Source organism: Pseudomonas sp. NPDC086566 (genome assembly GCF_050280885.1).
In the GTDB taxonomy this organism is placed as follows: domain Bacteria; phylum Pseudomonadota; class Gammaproteobacteria; order Pseudomonadales; family Pseudomonadaceae; genus Aquipseudomonas; species Aquipseudomonas vlassakiae.
This window is the reverse complement of record NZ_JBNNWD010000010.1, coordinates 33,227-50,381: the sequence shown is the minus strand read 5'-3', so window position 1 is coordinate 50,381 and position 17,155 is coordinate 33,227. Positions and strand designations below refer to the sequence as shown.

General features: G+C 60.5%; 15 protein-coding genes and 2 tRNA genes. 14 read left to right on the top strand and 3 right to left on the bottom strand.

Features of this window, described 5'->3' with window-relative positions:
- The first annotated feature begins 3 nt into the window (after positions 1–3).
- From glmM to ACQKPS_RS21930, 13 genes are all read left to right on the top strand, one after another.
- A complete protein-coding gene (gene glmM / locus ACQKPS_RS21990; RefSeq protein WP_054885639.1) occupies positions 4–1,344 on the top strand; it encodes a phosphoglucosamine mutase in 1,341 nt (446 codons plus the stop codon).
- A gap of 66 nt (positions 1,345–1,410) precedes the next feature.
- Positions 1,411–2,166, top strand: coding sequence for a triose-phosphate isomerase (gene tpiA / locus ACQKPS_RS21985; protein ID WP_283725368.1), 756 nt, complete (start codon positions 1,411–1,413; stop codon positions 2,164–2,166).
- Between the two features lie 4 nt (positions 2,167–2,170).
- Positions 2,171–2,563, top strand: coding sequence for a preprotein translocase subunit SecG (secG, locus tag ACQKPS_RS21980; protein ID WP_427605624.1), 393 nt, complete (start codon positions 2,171–2,173; stop codon positions 2,561–2,563).
- A 21-nt stretch (positions 2,564–2,584) separates the two neighbouring features.
- Positions 2,585–2,670: transfer RNA gene (locus ACQKPS_RS21975), tRNA-Leu, on the top strand.
- 100 nt (positions 2,671–2,770) lie between these two features.
- Positions 2,771–2,847, top strand: a tRNA-Met gene (locus tag ACQKPS_RS21970).
- Positions 2,848–2,979: 132 nt separating this feature from the next.
- Positions 2,980–3,438 carry a ribosome maturation factor RimP gene (gene rimP, locus ACQKPS_RS21965; RefSeq protein WP_054885662.1) on the top strand — a complete coding sequence of 153 codons (459 nt, stop codon included), beginning with the start codon at positions 2,980–2,982 and terminating at the stop codon, positions 3,436–3,438.
- Between the two features lie 59 nt (positions 3,439–3,497).
- The gene (gene nusA / locus ACQKPS_RS21960) at positions 3,498–4,979 is read left to right on the top strand and encodes a transcription termination factor NusA (protein ID WP_054885636.1); all 1,482 of its coding nucleotides are present in this window, start codon (positions 3,498–3,500) and stop codon (positions 4,977–4,979) included.
- 27 nt (positions 4,980–5,006) lie between these two features.
- On the top strand, positions 5,007–7,547 hold the full coding sequence (gene infB / locus ACQKPS_RS21955) for a translation initiation factor IF-2 (RefSeq protein ID WP_254481493.1): 2,541 nt from the start codon (positions 5,007–5,009) through the stop codon (positions 7,545–7,547).
- Positions 7,548–7,663: 116 nt separating this feature from the next.
- Positions 7,664–8,062 carry a 30S ribosome-binding factor RbfA gene (gene rbfA, locus ACQKPS_RS21950; protein WP_033696035.1) on the top strand — a complete coding sequence of 133 codons (399 nt, stop codon included), beginning with the start codon at positions 7,664–7,666 and terminating at the stop codon, positions 8,060–8,062.
- Between the two features lie 3 nt (positions 8,063–8,065).
- A complete protein-coding gene (truB, locus tag ACQKPS_RS21945) occupies positions 8,066–8,983 on the top strand; it encodes a tRNA pseudouridine(55) synthase TruB (protein WP_427605623.1) in 918 nt (305 codons plus the stop codon).
- A 149-nt stretch (positions 8,984–9,132) separates the two neighbouring features.
- The gene (rpsO, locus tag ACQKPS_RS21940; RefSeq protein ID WP_003249971.1) at positions 9,133–9,402 is read left to right on the top strand and encodes a 30S ribosomal protein S15; all 270 of its coding nucleotides are present in this window, start codon (positions 9,133–9,135) and stop codon (positions 9,400–9,402) included.
- A 249-nt stretch (positions 9,403–9,651) separates the two neighbouring features.
- Positions 9,652–11,757 (top strand): polyribonucleotide nucleotidyltransferase, encoded by a 2,106-nt coding sequence (gene pnp, locus ACQKPS_RS21935; RefSeq protein ID WP_254481491.1) that lies wholly within the window; start codon positions 9,652–9,654, stop codon positions 11,755–11,757.
- A 264-nt stretch (positions 11,758–12,021) separates the two neighbouring features.
- Positions 12,022–12,372, top strand: coding sequence for a BON domain-containing protein (locus ACQKPS_RS21930; RefSeq protein WP_427605622.1), 351 nt, complete (start codon positions 12,022–12,024; stop codon positions 12,370–12,372).
- A 78-nt stretch (positions 12,373–12,450) separates the two neighbouring features.
- On the opposite strand, the gene ACQKPS_RS21925 is transcribed toward ACQKPS_RS21930, so the two are convergent.
- Positions 12,451–12,753, bottom strand: coding sequence for a putative quinol monooxygenase (locus tag ACQKPS_RS21925; RefSeq protein ID WP_427605621.1), 303 nt, complete (start codon positions 12,751–12,753; stop codon positions 12,451–12,453).
- Between the two features lie 60 nt (positions 12,754–12,813).
- On the opposite strand from ACQKPS_RS21925, the gene ACQKPS_RS21920 reads away from it, so the two are divergent.
- Positions 12,814–13,227 (top strand): VOC family protein, encoded by a 414-nt coding sequence (locus tag ACQKPS_RS21920; RefSeq protein ID WP_176509695.1) that lies wholly within the window; start codon positions 12,814–12,816, stop codon positions 13,225–13,227.
- Positions 13,228–13,253: 26 nt separating this feature from the next.
- On the opposite strand, the gene ACQKPS_RS21915 is transcribed toward ACQKPS_RS21920, so the two are convergent.
- Complete coding sequence (locus ACQKPS_RS21915; protein WP_427605620.1) at positions 13,254–16,190, bottom strand: DUF748 domain-containing protein; 2,937 nt, start codon at positions 16,188–16,190, stop codon at positions 13,254–13,256.
- A gap of 79 nt (positions 16,191–16,269) precedes the next feature.
- Complete coding sequence (locus ACQKPS_RS21910) at positions 16,270–17,139, bottom strand: oxygenase MpaB family protein (protein WP_427605619.1); 870 nt, start codon at positions 17,137–17,139, stop codon at positions 16,270–16,272.
- Positions 17,140–17,155: the final 16 nt, after the last annotated feature.

The following is a 17,155-nucleotide window of genomic DNA, read 5'->3' as shown; positions in this document are numbered from 1 at the left end:
CCTATGAGCAGAAAATATTTTGGTACCGACGGTATTCGTGGCCGCGTCGGCGAATACCCGATCACGCCGGACTTCATGCTGAAGCTGGGCTGGGCAGCTGGCATGGCCTTCCGCAAGCAGGGCAATTGCCGTGTGCTGGTGGGCAAGGACACGCGTATTTCCGGTTACATGTTCGAATCCGCGCTCGAGGCTGGCTTGTCTGCAGCCGGTGCTGACGTCATGCTGCTGGGGCCTATGCCAACGCCGGCCATCGCTTACCTGACCCGCACTTTCCATGCTGAAGCGGGCATTGTCATCAGTGCCTCGCACAACCCGCATGACGACAACGGCATCAAGTTCTTCTCCGGGCAGGGTACCAAGCTGCCCGACGAAGTCGAACTGATGATCGAAGAGTTGCTCGATCAGCCAATGACCGTGGTCGAATCGAGCAAGCTGGGCAAGGTTTCCCGTATCAACGACGCGGCCGGCCGCTATATCGAATTCTGCAAGAGCAGCGTGCCGAGCAGCACCAGCTTCGAAGGCCTCAAGCTGGTGGTCGACTGCGCTCACGGTGCCACCTACAAGGTTGCCCCGAGCGTGTTCCGTGAATTGGGTGCCGACGTGACCGTGCTGCATGCGCAGCCGGACGGCCTCAACATCAACGAGGGCTGCGGCTCGACCCACATTGAGTCGCTGCAGGCTGCCGTACTGGTAGGGCATGCCGACCTGGGCATTGCCTTCGACGGCGATGGCGACCGGGTGCTGATGGTCGACCACACCGGCGCCATCGTCGACGGCGACGAGTTGCTGTTCATCATCGCTCGTGACTTGCAGGAGCGTGGCAAGCTGCAAGGCGGCGTGGTCGGCACACTGATGAGCAACCTGGGCCTTGAGCTTGCCCTCAAGGATCTGGACATTCCGTTCGTGCGGGCCAAGGTCGGCGATCGCTACGTAATGGCAGAACTGCTCGAGCGCGATTGGTTGCTCGGGGGCGAAAACTCCGGGCATGTGGTGTGCTGTAACCACACCACCACCGGTGACGCGATCATTGCTGCCCTGCAGGTGCTGATGGCGCTCAAACGCCGTGGCGAAACCCTGGCGCAGGCGCGTCAAGCCCTGCGCAAATGCCCGCAGGTCCTGATCAACGTGCGTTTCGGGGCGAGCAAGGTCGACCCGCTGGAGCATCCGGCGGTCAAGGAAGCCAGCGCCAAGGTCACCGAGGCCATGGCGGGGCGTGGGCGTGTGCTGCTGCGCAAATCCGGCACCGAGCCTTTGGTGCGGGTAATGGTCGAAGGCGACGACGAAAACCAGGTGCGTGGTCATGCCGAAGCCCTGGCCAAGCTGGTCGCAGAAGTTTGTGCCTGAAAGAGGCTTGCCAGCGCAGATCGGGTTGGGTAAGATCTGCGCCCACTTTGACCGACGAGGTAAAGCATGCGTCGCCCCATGGTAGCTGGTAACTGGAAGATGCACGGTACCCGCGCCAGCGTCGCTGAGCTGATCCTGGGCCTGGGCAATATGTCCGTGCCAAGCGGTGTTGAAGTCGCGGTGTTCCCGCCGACACTGTTCATCAACCAAGTGGTCGATGGCCTGCAGGGTAGCGGGATCGCTGTCGGAGCACAGAATTCTGCGGTAAAGCCCGAACAGGGCGCGCTGACCGGTGAAGTTGCACCGAGTCAGTTGGTTGAAGTGGGTTGCAAGTTTGTCCTGATTGGTCACTCGGAGCGTCGCCAGGTCATTGGTGAAAGTGAAGAAGTACTGAAAGAGAAGTTTGCAGCCGCTCAACTTAGTGGTTTAATGCCGGTGCTCTGTGTAGGGGAAACTCTAGAAGAGCGCGAGGCAGGCAAGACACTCGAAGTTGTCGGGCGTCAACTAAGCAGTATCATCGACGCGTTCGGTGTTAAGGCTTTTGCCAACGCTGTAATTGCCTATGAGCCGGTTTGGGCTATTGGCACAGGTTTGACGGCTTCGCCTCAACAGGCTCAGGATGTGCATGCAGCCATCCGCGCCCAGTTGGCGGTCGAAGACGCCGAAGTTGCCGCAAGCGTGCAGCTTCTCTACGGCGGCAGCGTGAAGGCGGCCAATGCGGCCGAACTGTTCGGCATGCCGGATATCGATGGGGGGCTCATTGGTGGAGCGTCCCTGAACGCAGACGAATTCGGTGCAATTTGTCGCGCCGCAGGAAACTGAACAAATGCTGGAAACAGTTATCGTTGTTTTTCATCTGTTGGCAGCGCTGTCGCTTGTAGTGCTGGTTCTGCTGCAACAGGGTAAGGGTGCGGAAGCAGGTGCATCTTTCGGCGCAGGTGCCTCAAACACTGTGTTCGGAAGCCAAGGTTCTGCTACCTTCCTGAGTAAATTGACTGCTATACTCGCTGCCACTTTCTTTTTGACAGCACTTGGGTTAGGATACTTCGCGAAGCAACAAGCTCACCAGCTTAGCCAAGCAGGTCTTCCAGATCCAGCGGTGCTAGAAGTGAAAGAGCCGCAGAAACCGGCAGTTAATGATGATGTACCGGTGCTCCAGGAACAGAAGAGCGACATCACCAAAGGTGATGTACCTCCTCCGGCCGAAGAGCAGAAGTAACGGGTTTCAAGTAGTAGTATTGCCGAGGTGGTGGAATTGGTAGACACGCAACCTTGAGGTGGTTGTGCCCATAGGGTGTAGGGGTTCGAGTCCCCTTCTCGGTACCAATTGAAGCTTGAGAGCCCGCTTTAGCGGGCTTTCTTGCAGGTGAAGGTTTGGGTTTGACCCATAAGCAGGTTAAGTCTTATACTTTCGCCCCAGCTTTGTCGCGGGGTGGAGCAGCTTGGTAGCTCGTCGGGCTCATAACCCGAAGGTCGTTGGTTCAAATCCAGCCCCCGCAACCAGCTTCAGCGGAGCCCCTTTTCAGGGGCTTTTTGCTAGCCGAACGAAATTTACGGCGTCGTTGTCCTACGGCGCTTTCAGGGATGGGCGCTTCGCCCATTTTTTATTTGCACAGCATGCACGAGGGGGTTCAGGTGTCGAGCAAGCTAGAACAGTTGCAGGCCTTGTTGGCCCCGGTGGTCGAGGGTCTGGGCTATCAGTGCTGGGGGATCGAATTCGTATCCCAGGGTAAGCATTCGGTACTGCGCATCTATATCGACAAGGAAGACGGCATCCTGGTGGACGACTGCGAAGCGGTCAGCCGTCAGGCCAGCGCGATCCTCGATGTGGAAGATCCGATCAGCAGCGAATATACCCTTGAGGTCTCCTCTCCAGGCATGGATCGCCCGCTGTTCACTCTGGAACAGTTTGCCTCGCATGCCGGCGAACAAGTGAAGATCAAGCTGCGTTCACCCTTTGAGGGTCGTCGTAACTTCCAGGGCCTTCTCCGCGGTGTGGAGGATCAGGACGTGGTGGTCCAGGTGGACAACCAGGAGTTCCTGCTGCCGATCGACTCGATCGACAAGGCCAATATTATTCCCAGTTTTGACTGAGACGTGCCGGGCCCGGCGGACTATCCGGGCCTAATGGCTTGCGCAAGGCGAGGCGTACGATGAGCAAAGAAGTACTGCTGGTTGTTGAATCGGTATCCAACGAAAAAGGTGTACCGCCCGGCGTCATTTTCGAAGCGCTGGAAGTGGCCCTGGCTACTGCAACCAAAAAACGTTTTGAGGACGAAGTCGATCTGCGTGTGGAAATCAACCGCCACACCGGTAGCTATGAGACGTTCCGTCGCTGGACCGTGGTCGACGAAAACGACCTGGACGATCCGGCGATCGAAACCTGGCTGGACAAAATCAAGGACACTCACCCGGAAGCGAAAGTCGGTGACGTGATCGAAGAAAAGATCGAGTCCATCGAATTCGGCCGTATCGCCGCGCAGACCGCCAAGCAGGTCATCGTGCAGAAGGTTCGTGAAGCCGAGCGCGCCCAGGTGGTTGACGCCTACCGCGAGCGGGTCAACGAGATCATCTCCGGCACCGTCAAGAAAGTCACCCGTGACAACGTCATCGTCGATCTGGGTAACAACGCCGAGGCCCTGCTGGCCCGCGAAGACATCATTCCACGTGAGACCTTCCGTGTTGGCGTGCGCCTGCGTGCGCTGCTCAAGGAAATCCGCACCGAGAACCGTGGTCCTCAGCTGATCCTGTCGCGCACCGCGCCGCAGATGCTGATCGAGCTGTTCCGCATCGAAGTGCCGGAAATCGCCGAAGGCCTCATCGAAGTCATGGCTGCATCCCGTGATCCGGGGTCGCGTGCCAAGATCGCCGTCCGCTCCAAGGACAAGCGCATCGACCCGCAAGGTGCCTGTATCGGCATGCGCGGTTCGCGCGTCCAGGCCGTATCCGGCGAGCTGGGTGGTGAGCGCGTGGATATCGTCCTGTGGGACGAGAACCCGGCGCAATTTGTCATCAACGCCATGTCGCCGGCTGAAGTCGCGGCGATCATCGTTGATGAAGATGCCCATGCAATGGACATCGCCGTTGCCGAAGACAACCTGGCACAGGCCATTGGCCGTGGTGGTCAGAACGTTCGCCTGGCCAGTCAGCTGACTGGCTGGACCCTGAACGTGATGACCGAGAAGGACATCCAGGCCAAGCAACAGGCTGAAACCGGCGACATCCTGCGTAATTTCATCGAAGAGCTGGAAGTCGACGAGGAGCTGGCCCAAGTGCTGGTCGACGAAGGCTTCACCAGCCTCGAAGAAATTGCCTACGTACCGTTGGAAGAAATGCTCAACATCGATGGCTTTGACGAAGAGATCGTCAATGAGCTGCGCGCTCGTGCCAAGGACCGTTTGTTGACCAAGGCCATCGCTACCGAAGAAAAACTGGCAGACGCCCATCCGTCCGACGACTTGCTCTCCCTCGAGGGCATGGACAAGGACCTGGCAGCGGAACTGGCGGTGCGCGGCGTGGTTAACCGCGAAGACCTGGCCGAGCAGTCGATTGACGACCTGCTCGACATCGACGGCATCGACGAAGAGCGTGCCGGCAAGTTGATCATGGCCGCCCGAGCCCACTGGTTCGAGTAATTAGGCGCGGCCTGAGGAGAGAAGTGCATGACGCAAGTCACGGTGAAAGAACTGGCCCAAGAGGTCGAGGCACCGGTAGAGCGCCTGCTGCAGCAGATGCGTGAGGCAGGTCTGCCGCACACCGACGCCGGTCAGGTAGTGACCGACAATGAGAAGCAGACTCTGCTGACCCATTTGAAGAGCAGTCACAAGAGCAAGGCGGAAGAGCCGCGCAAGATTACCTTGCAGCGCAAGACCACCAGCACCCTGCGTGTCGCCGGTAGCAAGAGCATCAGCGTAGAAGTACGCAAGAAGAAAGTTTTCGTTCAGCGCAGCCCGGAAGAAATCCAGGCCGAGCAGAAGCGTGAGCTGGATGATCGCCGCGCGGCTGAAAATGCCGCTCGCGAAAAGGTCGAGGCCGAAGTTCGCCAACGCAACGAAGAGCAGGCTCGCCGTCAGGCGGCCGATGCCGCTGCTGCAGCGCCAGCCCCGGCCCCGGTTGCAAAGGCCGAACCAGCCCCGGCCCCGGCCCCGGTAGTCGCCGACGCTCCGGCGTCCGAAGACGCCGCCGCCCGTGCTGCCGAGCGCAAGAAGGACGAAGCGCGTCGCAACGAAGGCCGCACCCGTGACGAAGACCGTCGCGGTGGCGAGCGTCGTGGCGAAGCGCCGCGCGTGTCGATCAAGGTCAAGGTCAAGGAGAAGGAAAAGGCTCCGACTCCTCGTGCCGCACCGCGCACCACCGATGAAGAGAGCGATGGCGCTCGTCGTGGTCGTGGTGGCAAGAGCAAGCTGAAGAAGCGTAACCAGCACGGCTTCCAGAACCCGACCGGCCCCGTCATTCGTGACGTGACCATCGGCGAGACCATCACCGTCTCCGAGCTGGCCAACCAGATGTCCGTCAAGGGCGCCGAAGTGGTCAAGTTCATGTTCAAGCTGGGTACCCCGGTTACCATCAACCAGGTGCTCGACCAGGAAACCGCTCAGCTCATCGCAGAAGAACTGGGTCACAAGGTCACCCTGATCAGCGATACGGCCCTGGAAGATTCCCTGGCCGAATCGCTGAAGTTCGAAGGCCAGACCGAATCGCGTGCACCGGTCGTTACCGTCATGGGTCACGTCGACCACGGTAAGACCTCGCTGCTCGACTACATCCGTCGTGCCAAGGTTGCTGCTGGCGAAGCCGGTGGCATTACCCAGCACATCGGTGCCTACCACGTGGAAACCGACCGCGGCATGGTCACCTTCCTCGATACCCCGGGCCACGCTGCGTTCACCGCGATGCGTGCCCGTGGTGCCAAGGCCACCGACATCGTCATCCTGGTGGTGGCGGCGGACGACGGCGTGATGCCGCAAACCCGCGAAGCCGTTCAGCATGCCAAGGCTGCTGGCGTTCCGCTGGTGGTTGCAGTGAACAAGATCGACAAGCCGGGTGCCGACCTCGATCGCATCCGCAACGAACTGGCCGTCGAAGGCGTCACCTCCGAGGACTGGGGTGGTGACACGCCGTTCGTCAAGGTTTCGGCGAAGATGGGTACCGGTGTCGACGAACTGCTCGAAGCCGTCCTGCTGCAGGCCGAGATCCTCGAGCTGACCGCCACCCCGACCGCTCCAGGTCGTGGCGTCGTGGTCGAATCGCGCCTGGACAAGGGCCGTGGCCCGGTGGCGACCATCCTGGTTCAGGACGGTACCCTGCGTCAGGGCGACATGGTCCTGTGCGGCTCCAACTATGGCCGCGTACGTGCCATGCTCGACGAGAACGGCAAGCCTGTGAAGGAAGCCGGCCCGTCGATCCCGGTCGAGATCCTCGGCCTGGACGGTACTCCGGAAGCCGGTGACGAGCTGTCCGTGGTTGCCGACGAGAAGAAGGCCCGTGAAGTTGCCCTGTTCCGTCAAGGCAAATACCGCGAGGTCAAGCTGGCCCGTGCTCACGCCGGCAAGCTGGAAAACATCTTCGAGACCATGGGTCAGGAAGAGAAGAAGACCCTCAACATCGTCCTCAAGACCGACGTGCGGGGCTCCCTGGAAGCACTGCAGGGCTCGCTGGGTGGTCTGGGCAACGACGAAGTTCAGGTGCGCGTGATTGGTGGCGGCGTCGGTGGTATCACCGAGAGCGACGCCAACCTGGCGCTGGCTTCGAATGCAGTACTGTTCGGCTTCAACGTGCGTGCCGATGCCGGCGCGCGCAAGATCGTCGAGCAGGAAGGTCTGGATATGCGTTACTACAACGTGATCTACGACATCATCGAAGACGTCAAGAAAGCCCTGACCGGCATGCTCGGCAGCGATGTTCGCGAGAACATCCTGGGCGTTGCTGAAGTCCGTGACGTGTTCCGTTCGCCGAAGTTCGGCGCCATCGCTGGCTGTATGGTCATCGAAGGTACCGTGTACCGCAACCGTCCGATCCGCGTACTGCGCGAAGACGTTGTGATCTTCGAAGGTGAACTGGAATCGCTGCGTCGCTTCAAGGACGACGCTTCCGAAGTGCGTTCGGGCATGGAGTGCGGTATTGGCGTCAAGAGCTACAACGACGTCAAGGTCGGCGACAAGATCGAAGTCTTCGAGAAAGTCCAGGTTGCTCGTACCCTTTAAGGGTGAGCAGGGCGCCATCCCCCGCCGCAGGGCGGCGGGCAGCGCCTCAGTAGGTAGCGCCCGGTCAGGCTTCAGCCTCACCGGGCGTTTGCCGCTTTAAGTTACAGGTAGCAAGAATGGCCAAAGAATACAGCCGTACCCAACGTATCGGTGATCAGATGCAGCGTGAGCTGGCCGAGCTGATCCGCCGTGAAGTCAAGGACCCACGCGTCGGTCTGGTGACCATCACCGCTGTGGATGTCAGCCGCGACCTAGGCCATGCCAAGGTCTTCATCACCGTCATGGGCGAAGAAGCGCCAGACGCCGTTCAGCAGTCGCTCAAGGCCCTGAACAGCGCCGCAAGCTTCCTGCGCCTGCACCTGGGCCGCTCGATGCAGCTGCGCAGCGTGCCGCAGCTGCACTTCCACTTCGATGAAAGTGTCAGCCGCGGTGTCCACCTGTCGGCGCTGATCGAGCGTGCAGTGGCCGAAGACCGCCTGCACAAGGATGCCGACGAGCCGGACGCCAAGGAGTAAGCGGTGGCCCAGGTCAAACGTATCCGCCGCAACGTCAGCGGCATCATCCTGCTCGACAAGCCGCTGGGCTTTACCTCCAACGCCGCGCTGCAGAAGGTCCGTTGGTTGCTCAATGCCGAGAAGGCCGGCCACACCGGCAGCCTCGACCCGCTGGCCACCGGCGTACTGCCACTGTGCTTCGGTGAGGCGACCAAGTTTTCGCAGTACCTGCTCGATTCAGACAAGGGCTACGAAACGGTCATGCAGCTGGGCCAGACTACCAGCACCGCGGACGCTGAAGGTGAAGTGCTGCAGACCCGCGATGTGACCGTTGGTCGCGCCGATATCGAAGCGGTGATCCCGCGTTTTCGCGGTGAAATCCTTCAGGTACCGCCGATGTACTCGGCGCTCAAGCGTGACGGCCAGCCGCTGTATAAACTGGCACGTGCAGGAGAGGTAGTGGAGCGCGAGGCGCGTTCTGTTACTATTGGCCGCTTGGAGTTGCTCGAGTGCGAAGGCACCCGTGCACGGTTGTCGGTTGGCTGCAGCAAAGGCACCTATATCCGCACCCTGGTGGAGGATATCGGCGAGGCCCTGGGCTGTGGCGCCTATGTCGCCGAGTTGCGCCGGACCCAGGCCGGGCCTTTCGCCCTGGCCCAGACGGTGACCCTCGAGGAACTCGAGCAGGCCCATGCCGAAGGTGGCAACGAAGCGCTCGATCGCTTCCTTATGCCGTCCGACAGCGGGCTGCAGGACTGGCCGCTGGTGTGCCTGTCCGAGCACAGCGCGTTTTACTGGCTGCACGGCCAGGCAGTGCGTGCGCCGGATGCACCGCAGTGCGGCATGGTCCGCGTACATGATCACAATGGCCGCTTCATCGGTATCGGTGAAGTGAGCGAGGACGGGCGCATTGCGCCGCGTCGATTGATTCGGTCGGAATGACCGAAACCACAGGCCGAGGCTTTGGCTGAAACCGGTGGATCGAGGGTGGCTGTCAATAGGCACGGTCACAGCTCATTTTATTAATACAGGGTTTTATCCCTGGCCTATTGGAACCCGTTTGCGGGATCCGTTTAATTTGGAGAAGCCTCATGGCCCTCAGCGTTGAAGAAAAAGCTCAAATCGTTGCCGAATACCAGCAAGCCGCCGGCGATACCGGTAGCCCGGAAGTGCAGGTTGCTCTGCTGACCGCCAACATCAACAAACTGCAAGGCCACTTCAAGGCCAACGACAAAGACCACCACTCCCGTCGTGGTCTGATCCGTATGGTCAACCAGCGTCGTAAGCTGCTGGACTACCTGAAGGGCAAAGACACCACTCGTTACAGCGCCCTGATCGGTCGCCTGGGCCTGCGTCGCTAATAGCGGCCTGGTCAGTGGTGTGCATGGCGTGTCGCAAGCTTCGGCTATGCTGCTTTGCAGCATCGCCGTCGGGCACGCCAGGCGTATCTCCGAGGTTGGCAGCCTGGTTTTGCTGAGCGGTTTACCGCGCAGCAGCCAGGCTCCCAACCTCGTGTTGTATCTGGACGGTCAATGGGGCCGATTCCCCGTTCTGCCCAAGAATTCGCAAGAAACCAGTTCCCCCAGAGCCACTGAAAAAGGTAGGAAACCGTGAACCCGGTAATCAAGAAATTCCAGTTCGGTCAATCGACCGTTACTCTCGAAACGGGCCGTATCGCCCGTCAGGCAACCGGCGCCGTGCTGGTTACCGTCGACAACGACGTCACCGTGCTGGTGACCGTGGTCGGTGCCAAGCAGGCCGACCCAGGCAAGGGTTTCTTCCCGCTGTCGGTCCACTACCAGGAAAAGACCTACGCCGCCGGCAAGATCCCGGGTGGCTTCTTCAAGCGTGAAGGCCGTCCTTCCGAGAAAGAGACGCTGACCTCGCGCCTGATCGACCGTCCGATCCGCCCGCTGTTCCCAGAAGGGTTCATGAACGAAGTGCAGGTTGTCTGCACCGTGGTTTCCACCAGCAAGAAGACCGATCCGGACATCGCTGCGATGATCGGTACCTCGGCGGCCCTGGCCATCTCCGGCATTCCGTTCGAAGGCCCGATTGGCGCTGCCCGTGTTGCCTTCCACGAAAGCACCGGCTACCTGCTGAACCCGACCTACGAGCAGCTGGCCGCTTCGAGCCTGGACATGGTCGTTGCCGGTACCTCCGACGCCGTTCTGATGGTTGAGTCGGAAGCTCAAGAGCTGACCGAAGACCAGATGCTGGGCGCCGTGCTGTTCGCCCACGACGAGTTCCAGGCTGTCATCCAGGCTGTCAAAGAGCTGGCCGCCGAAGCGGGCAAGCCGACCTGGGACTGGAAACCTGCTGTTGCCAATACCGAACTGTTCAACGCCATCCGTGCAGAGTTCGGCGAAGCCATTTCCCAGGGCTACACCATCACCGTCAAGGCCGACCGCTATGCGCGCCTGGGCGAGCTGCGCGATCAGGCCGTTGCCAAGTTCTCCGGTGAAGAAGGCCAACCTTCGGCTGGTGAAGTCAAAGAAATCTTCGGCGAAATCGAATACCGCACCGTTCGCGAAAACATCGTCAATGGCAAGCCGCGTATCGATGGCCGTGACACCAAGACCGTGCGTCCGCTGAACATCGAAGTCGGTGTGCTGCCGAAGACCCACGGCTCGGCCCTGTTCACCCGTGGCGAAACCCAGGCCCTGGTCGTAGCGACCCTGGGTACTGCGCGTGATGCCCAGCTGCTGGACACCCTCGAAGGCGAGAAGAAAGACCCGTTCATGCTGCACTACAACTTCCCGCCGTTCTCGGTGGGCGAGTGTGGTCGCATGGGTGGCGCCGGTCGCCGCGAAATCGGCCACGGCCGTCTGGCCCGTCGTTCGGTTCAGGCCATGCTGCCATCCGCCGACGTGTTCCCGTACACCATCCGCGTGGTTTCGGAAATCACCGAATCCAACGGTTCCAGCTCCATGGCTTCGGTGTGCGGTGCTTCCCTGGCCTTGATGGACGCTGGTGTACCGATGAAGGCACCCGTTGCCGGTATCGCCATGGGCCTGGTCAAGGAAGGCGAGAAATTCGCAGTCCTGACCGATATTCTGGGTGACGAAGACCACCTCGGCGACATGGACTTCAAAGTTGCGGGTACCGCCAAAGGTGTTACCGCGCTGCAGATGGACATCAAGATCAACGGCATCACCGAAGAGATCATGGAAATCGCCCTGGGCCAGGCCCTGGAAGCGCGCCTGAACATCCTTGGCCAGATGAACCAGATCATTGGCGAGTCGCGAACCGAGCTGTCGGCAAATGCCCCGACCATGATCGCGATGAAGATCGACACCGACAAGATCCGTGATGTCATCGGTAAAGGCGGCGCTACCATTCGCGCCATCTGCGAAGAAACCAAGGCTTCGATCGACATCGAAGACGACGGCTCTATCAAGATCTTCGGCGAAACCAAGGACGCGGCAGACGCAGCCAAGCAGCGCATCCTGGGCATCACCGCCGAGGCCGAGATCGGCAAGATCTACGTCGGCAAGGTCGAGCGCATCGTCGACTTCGGTGCCTTCGTCAACATCCTGCCTGGCAAGGACGGCCTGGTTCACATCTCGATGCTGAGCGACGCTCGCGTAGAGAAGGTGACCGACGTACTGAAAGAAGGTCAGGAAGTCGAAGTGCTGGTACTGGACGTGGACAACCGCGGCCGTATCAAGCTGTCGATCAAAGACGTTGCCGCTGCCAAGGCTTCGGGTGTCTAAGCGACTGACATGCGACAGGAAAAAGGGCCCCTCCGGGGCCCTTTTTTTATGGGGAAGGGGAACCTTTTGCGGACTTGCATCTTGCATGCAGGTTTTTCGCACTGATTGCAAAATGCACGAACCCCGCTTGCGGTCTTGTTGGCTAAGTTATTGATTTATAAGGAAACAAGCGAAGCGGAAAAGCTGGCACAGCGCATGCAACTACCCTGTTACCTGCCGCCAGGACATACGGCGCAGACCTTTCGACAAACAGGAGTGACCCAAATGAAGAAGTTCGCCATTGCTGCCGCTACGACTACCGCCCTGACCCTGACCATGGCCAACGGTGCCTTCGCTGCCGAGCCAACTCAGGCTCCGGTCATGTTGGCTGCCAATACCGTGGACAACGCCAAGCAGGAAGGCTCTGACACCTGGATCACCACCAAGGTCAAAGCTGACCTGATGACCGAGAAAGGCGTACCGGGTAGCGATATCAAAGTGGAAACCAGCCACGGTGTTGTTTCGCTTTCTTCTGACGTGAAGGTGACTGAATCGCAAAAGGCTGAAGCTGTTCGCATCACCAAAAATATCAAAGGCGTGAAAAGCGTGATGGCTGATGGCTTGAAAGCCGAATAAGGAATGTCCCGTCGGCCAAAAGGATTTGGCCACCTCTATCGAAGCCCCGGCCACTGCCGGGGCTTTTTCATGTTGGCCTCAGTACACCGGGTAACGGGCGACCACATCACTTTCAAAGCACTCCTGCTCTACGATCAGCGGCTCGACCAGTGGGCGGCTATCGCGAAAGTGGGCGGTCTGGGTATGCGCCTCGTAGGCATCATCGTCACGGTAGATCTCATATAGGTAGATCACGTCCGGATCCATGCGGTCCTGGGAGACATCGAACACCAGGCAACCGGGCTCGGTAGCGACAGAGGCAGCGGCATTGACCTTGATGGCGGTGAGAAATGCTTCGGCGCTGCCGGGTTTGACGCGGGTCTTGATGAACAGGCTATACACAGGGCGTTCCTTTTGTTTTAAATTCATAAGTGAATTGTATACAAAAATGGAGTCGCGCCAATGTCCGAATTACCTGCCCGTCCTGGTCGCTTGAATGGTCTGCGCCATATCGCCTTGCTGGTGCCCAACCTGGAGGAGTGTGAACGTTTCTATGTCGATGTGATGGGCATGGAGGTGCTGAACCGGGCTAACGAAGACCTGGTTTATCTGACGTGCGGTAACGATAATCTGTCCTTGGGGCGTGGGGCTGGGGCGGCCAATGGGCTCCAGACACTCGACCATTACGGTTTTATCGTCGACAGCGTCGAGGAACTGGAGGCTTGGTACCACTACTTCAAGGCGCGTGGTGTGACATTGCTCGACAAGCCGTTTAACCATGGTGACGGCGCGCGCAGCTTCCACCTGCTGGACCCGGCGGGGAACAAGGTGCAGCCGCTGTATCACCCATCGGTGTCGGGGCAGCGGCTGGTGTGATAGCTGGCCGCGTTCGGGTCAGCTGATTACTCAGCATCCAGGTGCATCGGCGTTATCACCCGCCCATCGCTCTCAGCCTGCCCCAGATTGGTATCGATGAAGTAGACCCGGTCATCCTCGAGCTTGCCTTTGTCGACCAGGTAGTCCTTGATACTGCTGGCCCGTTCCTGGCCAAGAGTGCGCAGCAACGCAGGGCTTTCGGCCCACGACTTGATCACCGCCTCGCGCAGCTTGGCGGTGCGCTCGTCTCGGCTCAACTGCTTCCATTCGGCGGGAGGTTGCTGCTTCAGTCGGGTCCGGTAGATGCCTTCGAGCATCGCCGGCTTGTCGCGGTCATCGACCTGCAGCATCGAGGCATTGGCCGGTACCTTGTCGCCACGGCGTTGCAGGATTTTGTACCAGTTCGCCTGGTATTCACGTTCCAGGCGTTGCTGAGCAATCAATGGGCCGTCACTGCTCTGGGCGCTGGTGCCTTCGATCTCCAGGCGAAGCTCTGGGCGCTCCTTGAGGGCGGACGCGAGCTTGTCCAGTGCCGACTGCGCATCGCCACTGAGCTCACTGGAGCCTGGGGCGAACGCCACGGTACCGAGGTCTTCCGAGCCGCCACCGGCAATCAGCCCACCGATGAACTTGAACGGCGCCTGCGCCGCACGCAGCACCAGGTTGCGCAGGGTTTGCCAGACGATCGGCATGACGCTGAACTGCGGGTTGTTCAGGTCACCGGAAACGGGCAGTTCGATGGAGATCCGCCCTTCGGTGTCTTTCAGCAGTGCGATCGCCAGGCGGATCGGCAGGTCTACGGCATCCGGGCTGTCGACCTTCTCACCCAGTTGCAGCTGCTCGACCACCACTTTGTTCTCAGCCTTGAGCTGGCCGTTGGTGATCAAGTAGTGCAGGTCAAGGTTCAGCCGACCTTTGCGGATGCGGAAGCCGGCGAACTTGCCGGAATAGGGCGTCAAGGTGGTCAGTTCGACGCGCTTGAAGCTGGTGGCGATATCCAGGCTGGCCAGCGGATTGAACGGGTTGAGTGCGCCCTTGATGGTGACCGGGGCGTAACGGTCGACCTTGCCTTTGACGTCGACCTTGGCCGGGGTCGGCTTGCGGTTGTCGATGGTGCCGATCTGGCCATTGAGCTGCTGGATGGCGGTGGCAAAGTTCGGGGTGAGGGTCAGGTCGGCGAAGTTGGCCGAGCCATCGTTGATGTCGATCTGGCCGATGCGGATGCCCAGTGGCTTGCCGGCACTGGCACTGGCTGGCTTGGCCGGGCTGCGGGCCGGCGCGCCGGCCGGTTGTGGGATCAGCAGGTCGTCGACGCTGGTAGTGCGGTCTTCGTTGATGATGAAGCGTGCGTACGGCTGCAGCAGGGTCACCTTGTCGATCGACAGGGCATCACCGTGCACGTACGACAGGCCATCGACGTTCACTTGCTGCCATTTGACGAAGTCACGGCCCTTGATGGTGTCCAGGGTGTGCAGTTGGTTGACCTGAGCCTTGCCAGCAACGCTGAAGGCCAATGGCTCGGTGCTCGTGAGGTTGACCTTGAGGTCGCTGGCGAGCATGCCACTGCGCAGCTCGAGGCGAATGAACGGGCTGATGTAGGCCTGGGCGACGCGCAGGTCGATGTCTCGGGTGCTGACATCGAGCTTGGCCGTGACTGGCGCCAGATTCACTTCACCTGACGCCTGCAGCTTGCCTTGCTTGCCAATGCCGGTGTCGAGCTTGAGGGTGAAAGGCGACTGGTTGAGGCTGTCGAAACCTTGCATATCGAGGTTCAGCGGGCCGACGTCCAGCGCCACCGGCTCCTTCTGGCTGCGGTCGGCGAGGTGAGCCTGATAGTTGCGCAGTTGCACGTCCTTGAGCAGTACCTGCCAGGGCTTGTTCGGCGCTTTCGCGGCTTTTTCATCCGCGCTGGGCTCGGCAGTCGCCGGCTCGGCTTTTTCTTTCGGGGTGGGCTTGGCCGGCTGGCTGGCGAACAGCTTCTGCCAGTCGAGCTGACCGTCCTTTTCCAGGGCTGCCCAGGTTTCCAGGTTTTCGCTGCGGACCTTGCCGACGGTAACCAGTTGCCTGGCCAGGTCAATGGACGTCTCGCTCACCTCCAGGTTGGCCAGGCGCACCAATGGCCGGCCATCGGGAGCCTTGATGGCGAACGGCGCGACCTTGACCGAGGTGTTTTCCAGCAACAGCTCGGTTTCCTTGGACAGGTTGAGCCTGTAATGGGTGTCGAGGTTGACCACGCCTTCTTCGAGCACAAGGGGCAGGGCATCGCGGACATAGGGCCAGAACAGCTTCATTTTGCCGTCGGTGACTTTCAGCGTGCCTTGCGAGGCGATCGGCGCCAGGCTGAGGGTGCCGTTCCAGTCAACGCGGCCCCCATTGGGGCCGAGCGCCACCAAGGTCATGTCGGCGTTGTCGTCGGGCAGGGTACTGAGATTCTTCAGTTCCAGGTTCATGTCGTCGTAGAGGAACTCGATCGGTTCGCTCGGGCGCACGTCCTCAAAATGTAGGTAGCCGCCGCTGATCTTGATGCTGTCGATACGCAGCGGGAAGGGATCGCCGGAAGGCGCGTCCGGTTTGGGTTCGCTGGCTGGCAACTTGAACAGTTGGGTCAGGTTGAGCGTGCCGTCCTTGGCGAACAGCACCTCGTTGCGGGGCTTGTCGAGCTCGATCGCCTGCAGGTGCAGCGCGCGTTTCCACAGGCTATCGAGCGCCAGGTTCGCGTACAGCCGATCGAAGCCGACCTGCTCTTTGCCGGGCTCGCCAAGTTGCAGGCCCCACAAGGTCAGCTCGAGGCTGAAGGGGTTGAGTTCGATGCGTTGCAGATGCGCTGGTACGGTGGCGTATTGCGCCAGCTGCTGGTTGGCGATCCGCAAGGCGACACCAGGGAGGATGAGGAAGCCGAGCAGGCTGTAGAGGGCCACGAGAGCCAACAGGGCGCCGAGGGCGCGAGTCAATCCTTTGTACATGTGTCGCTTCGTCTGTCTAAGCAGGAGTGCTTGGAGTATGGCACGTTAAATCGGTTCCGCTGAGGCGACCATTTCCACGTTACTCGATACCCATGCGTCGCTTGGCCCGGTGCGCCGAACCGTCACGCATGGCCCAGCGCAGGATCGGTGCTGTGCGCTGCAGGCCAAGGCGGATCATGCGCCGTTGCAGTGGCCCTTGCTGTAGGCCGAGCATGGCCTGGGCCCAGTCCGGCAGCAGGTCGATGCCGGCCTGCAACATCAGCTTGCCGACTGGCTCGGCAAGGCGGCTCGGGGCCGGGGCCTCGAGCAGGATCCCGACCACTTCCAGGCTACGTGCGCTGCATTGCAATTGTGCGCGCATCTGCTGCAGATAGTCCTCGACCTGCTGGCAGGAGCGTGGCACCCCACGGGCACCGAGGCGTTCGGCAATCAGGGCGATCTCGGCGTAGTAAGCGTCCTGATCGGCGCGTGACAGTTGCGCATCACGGTAGCGCAGGTGGGCTGCAAGGAAGCTGCTCACTTCCGCCACATGCACCCAGGTCAGCAGGTCTGGGTCACTGGCAGCATAGGGACGGCCGTCCGGTGCAGTACCGGTCACTTGCAAGTGGATGGTGCGCACCTTGTCGATCAGCCACTCGGCATCACGGGTCGAGCCGAAGGTGGTGCCGGAGATGAACTGGCTGGTGCGCCGCAGGCGACCGAGCAGGTCTTCGCGAAAATTGGAGTGGTCCCACACCCCGGCCAGGGCCAGCGGGTGCAACAGTTGCAGCATCAGGGCGCTGATCCCGCCAACCAGCATGCTCGGAAAGTCGCCATGTACCCGCCAGCTGATACTGTGGGGGCCGAACAGGCCGGGGTCACCCTTGGGGGATTCGAGGTCGAGCTGGCCGAGGGCCAGCCCGGTGAGGCTCATGACCTGGGTTTCGATGCGTCGGCGTAGGGCTTCCATGGCGTCCTGTGCGTCA

Excerpts from the sequence above, each read along its gene's own strand:
- ACQKPS_RS21915 (WP_427605620.1), bottom strand. The coding sequence starts at position 16,190 with ATGTACAAAGGATTGACTCGCGCCCTCGGCGCCCTGTTGGCTCTCGTG.
- rbfA (WP_033696035.1), top strand. The coding sequence starts at position 7,664 with ATGGCCAAAGAATACAGCCGTACCCAACGTATCGGTGATCAGATGCAG.
- ACQKPS_RS21910 (WP_427605619.1), bottom strand. The coding sequence starts at position 17,139 with ATGGAAGCCCTACGCCGACGCATCGAAACCCAGGTCATGAGCCTCACC.
- nusA (WP_054885636.1), top strand. The coding sequence starts at position 3,498 with ATGAGCAAAGAAGTACTGCTGGTTGTTGAATCGGTATCCAACGAAAAA.
- ACQKPS_RS21930 (WP_427605622.1), top strand. The coding sequence starts at position 12,022 with ATGAAGAAGTTCGCCATTGCTGCCGCTACGACTACCGCCCTGACCCTG.
- infB (WP_254481493.1), top strand. The coding sequence starts at position 5,007 with ATGACGCAAGTCACGGTGAAAGAACTGGCCCAAGAGGTCGAGGCACCG.
- glmM (WP_054885639.1), top strand. The coding sequence starts at position 4 with ATGAGCAGAAAATATTTTGGTACCGACGGTATTCGTGGCCGCGTCGGC.
- rpsO (WP_003249971.1), top strand. The coding sequence starts at position 9,133 with ATGGCCCTCAGCGTTGAAGAAAAAGCTCAAATCGTTGCCGAATACCAG.
- tpiA (WP_283725368.1), top strand. The coding sequence starts at position 1,411 with ATGCGTCGCCCCATGGTAGCTGGTAACTGGAAGATGCACGGTACCCGC.
- secG (WP_427605624.1), top strand. The coding sequence starts at position 2,171 with ATGCTGGAAACAGTTATCGTTGTTTTTCATCTGTTGGCAGCGCTGTCG.
- ACQKPS_RS21920 (WP_176509695.1), top strand. The coding sequence starts at position 12,814 with ATGTCCGAATTACCTGCCCGTCCTGGTCGCTTGAATGGTCTGCGCCAT.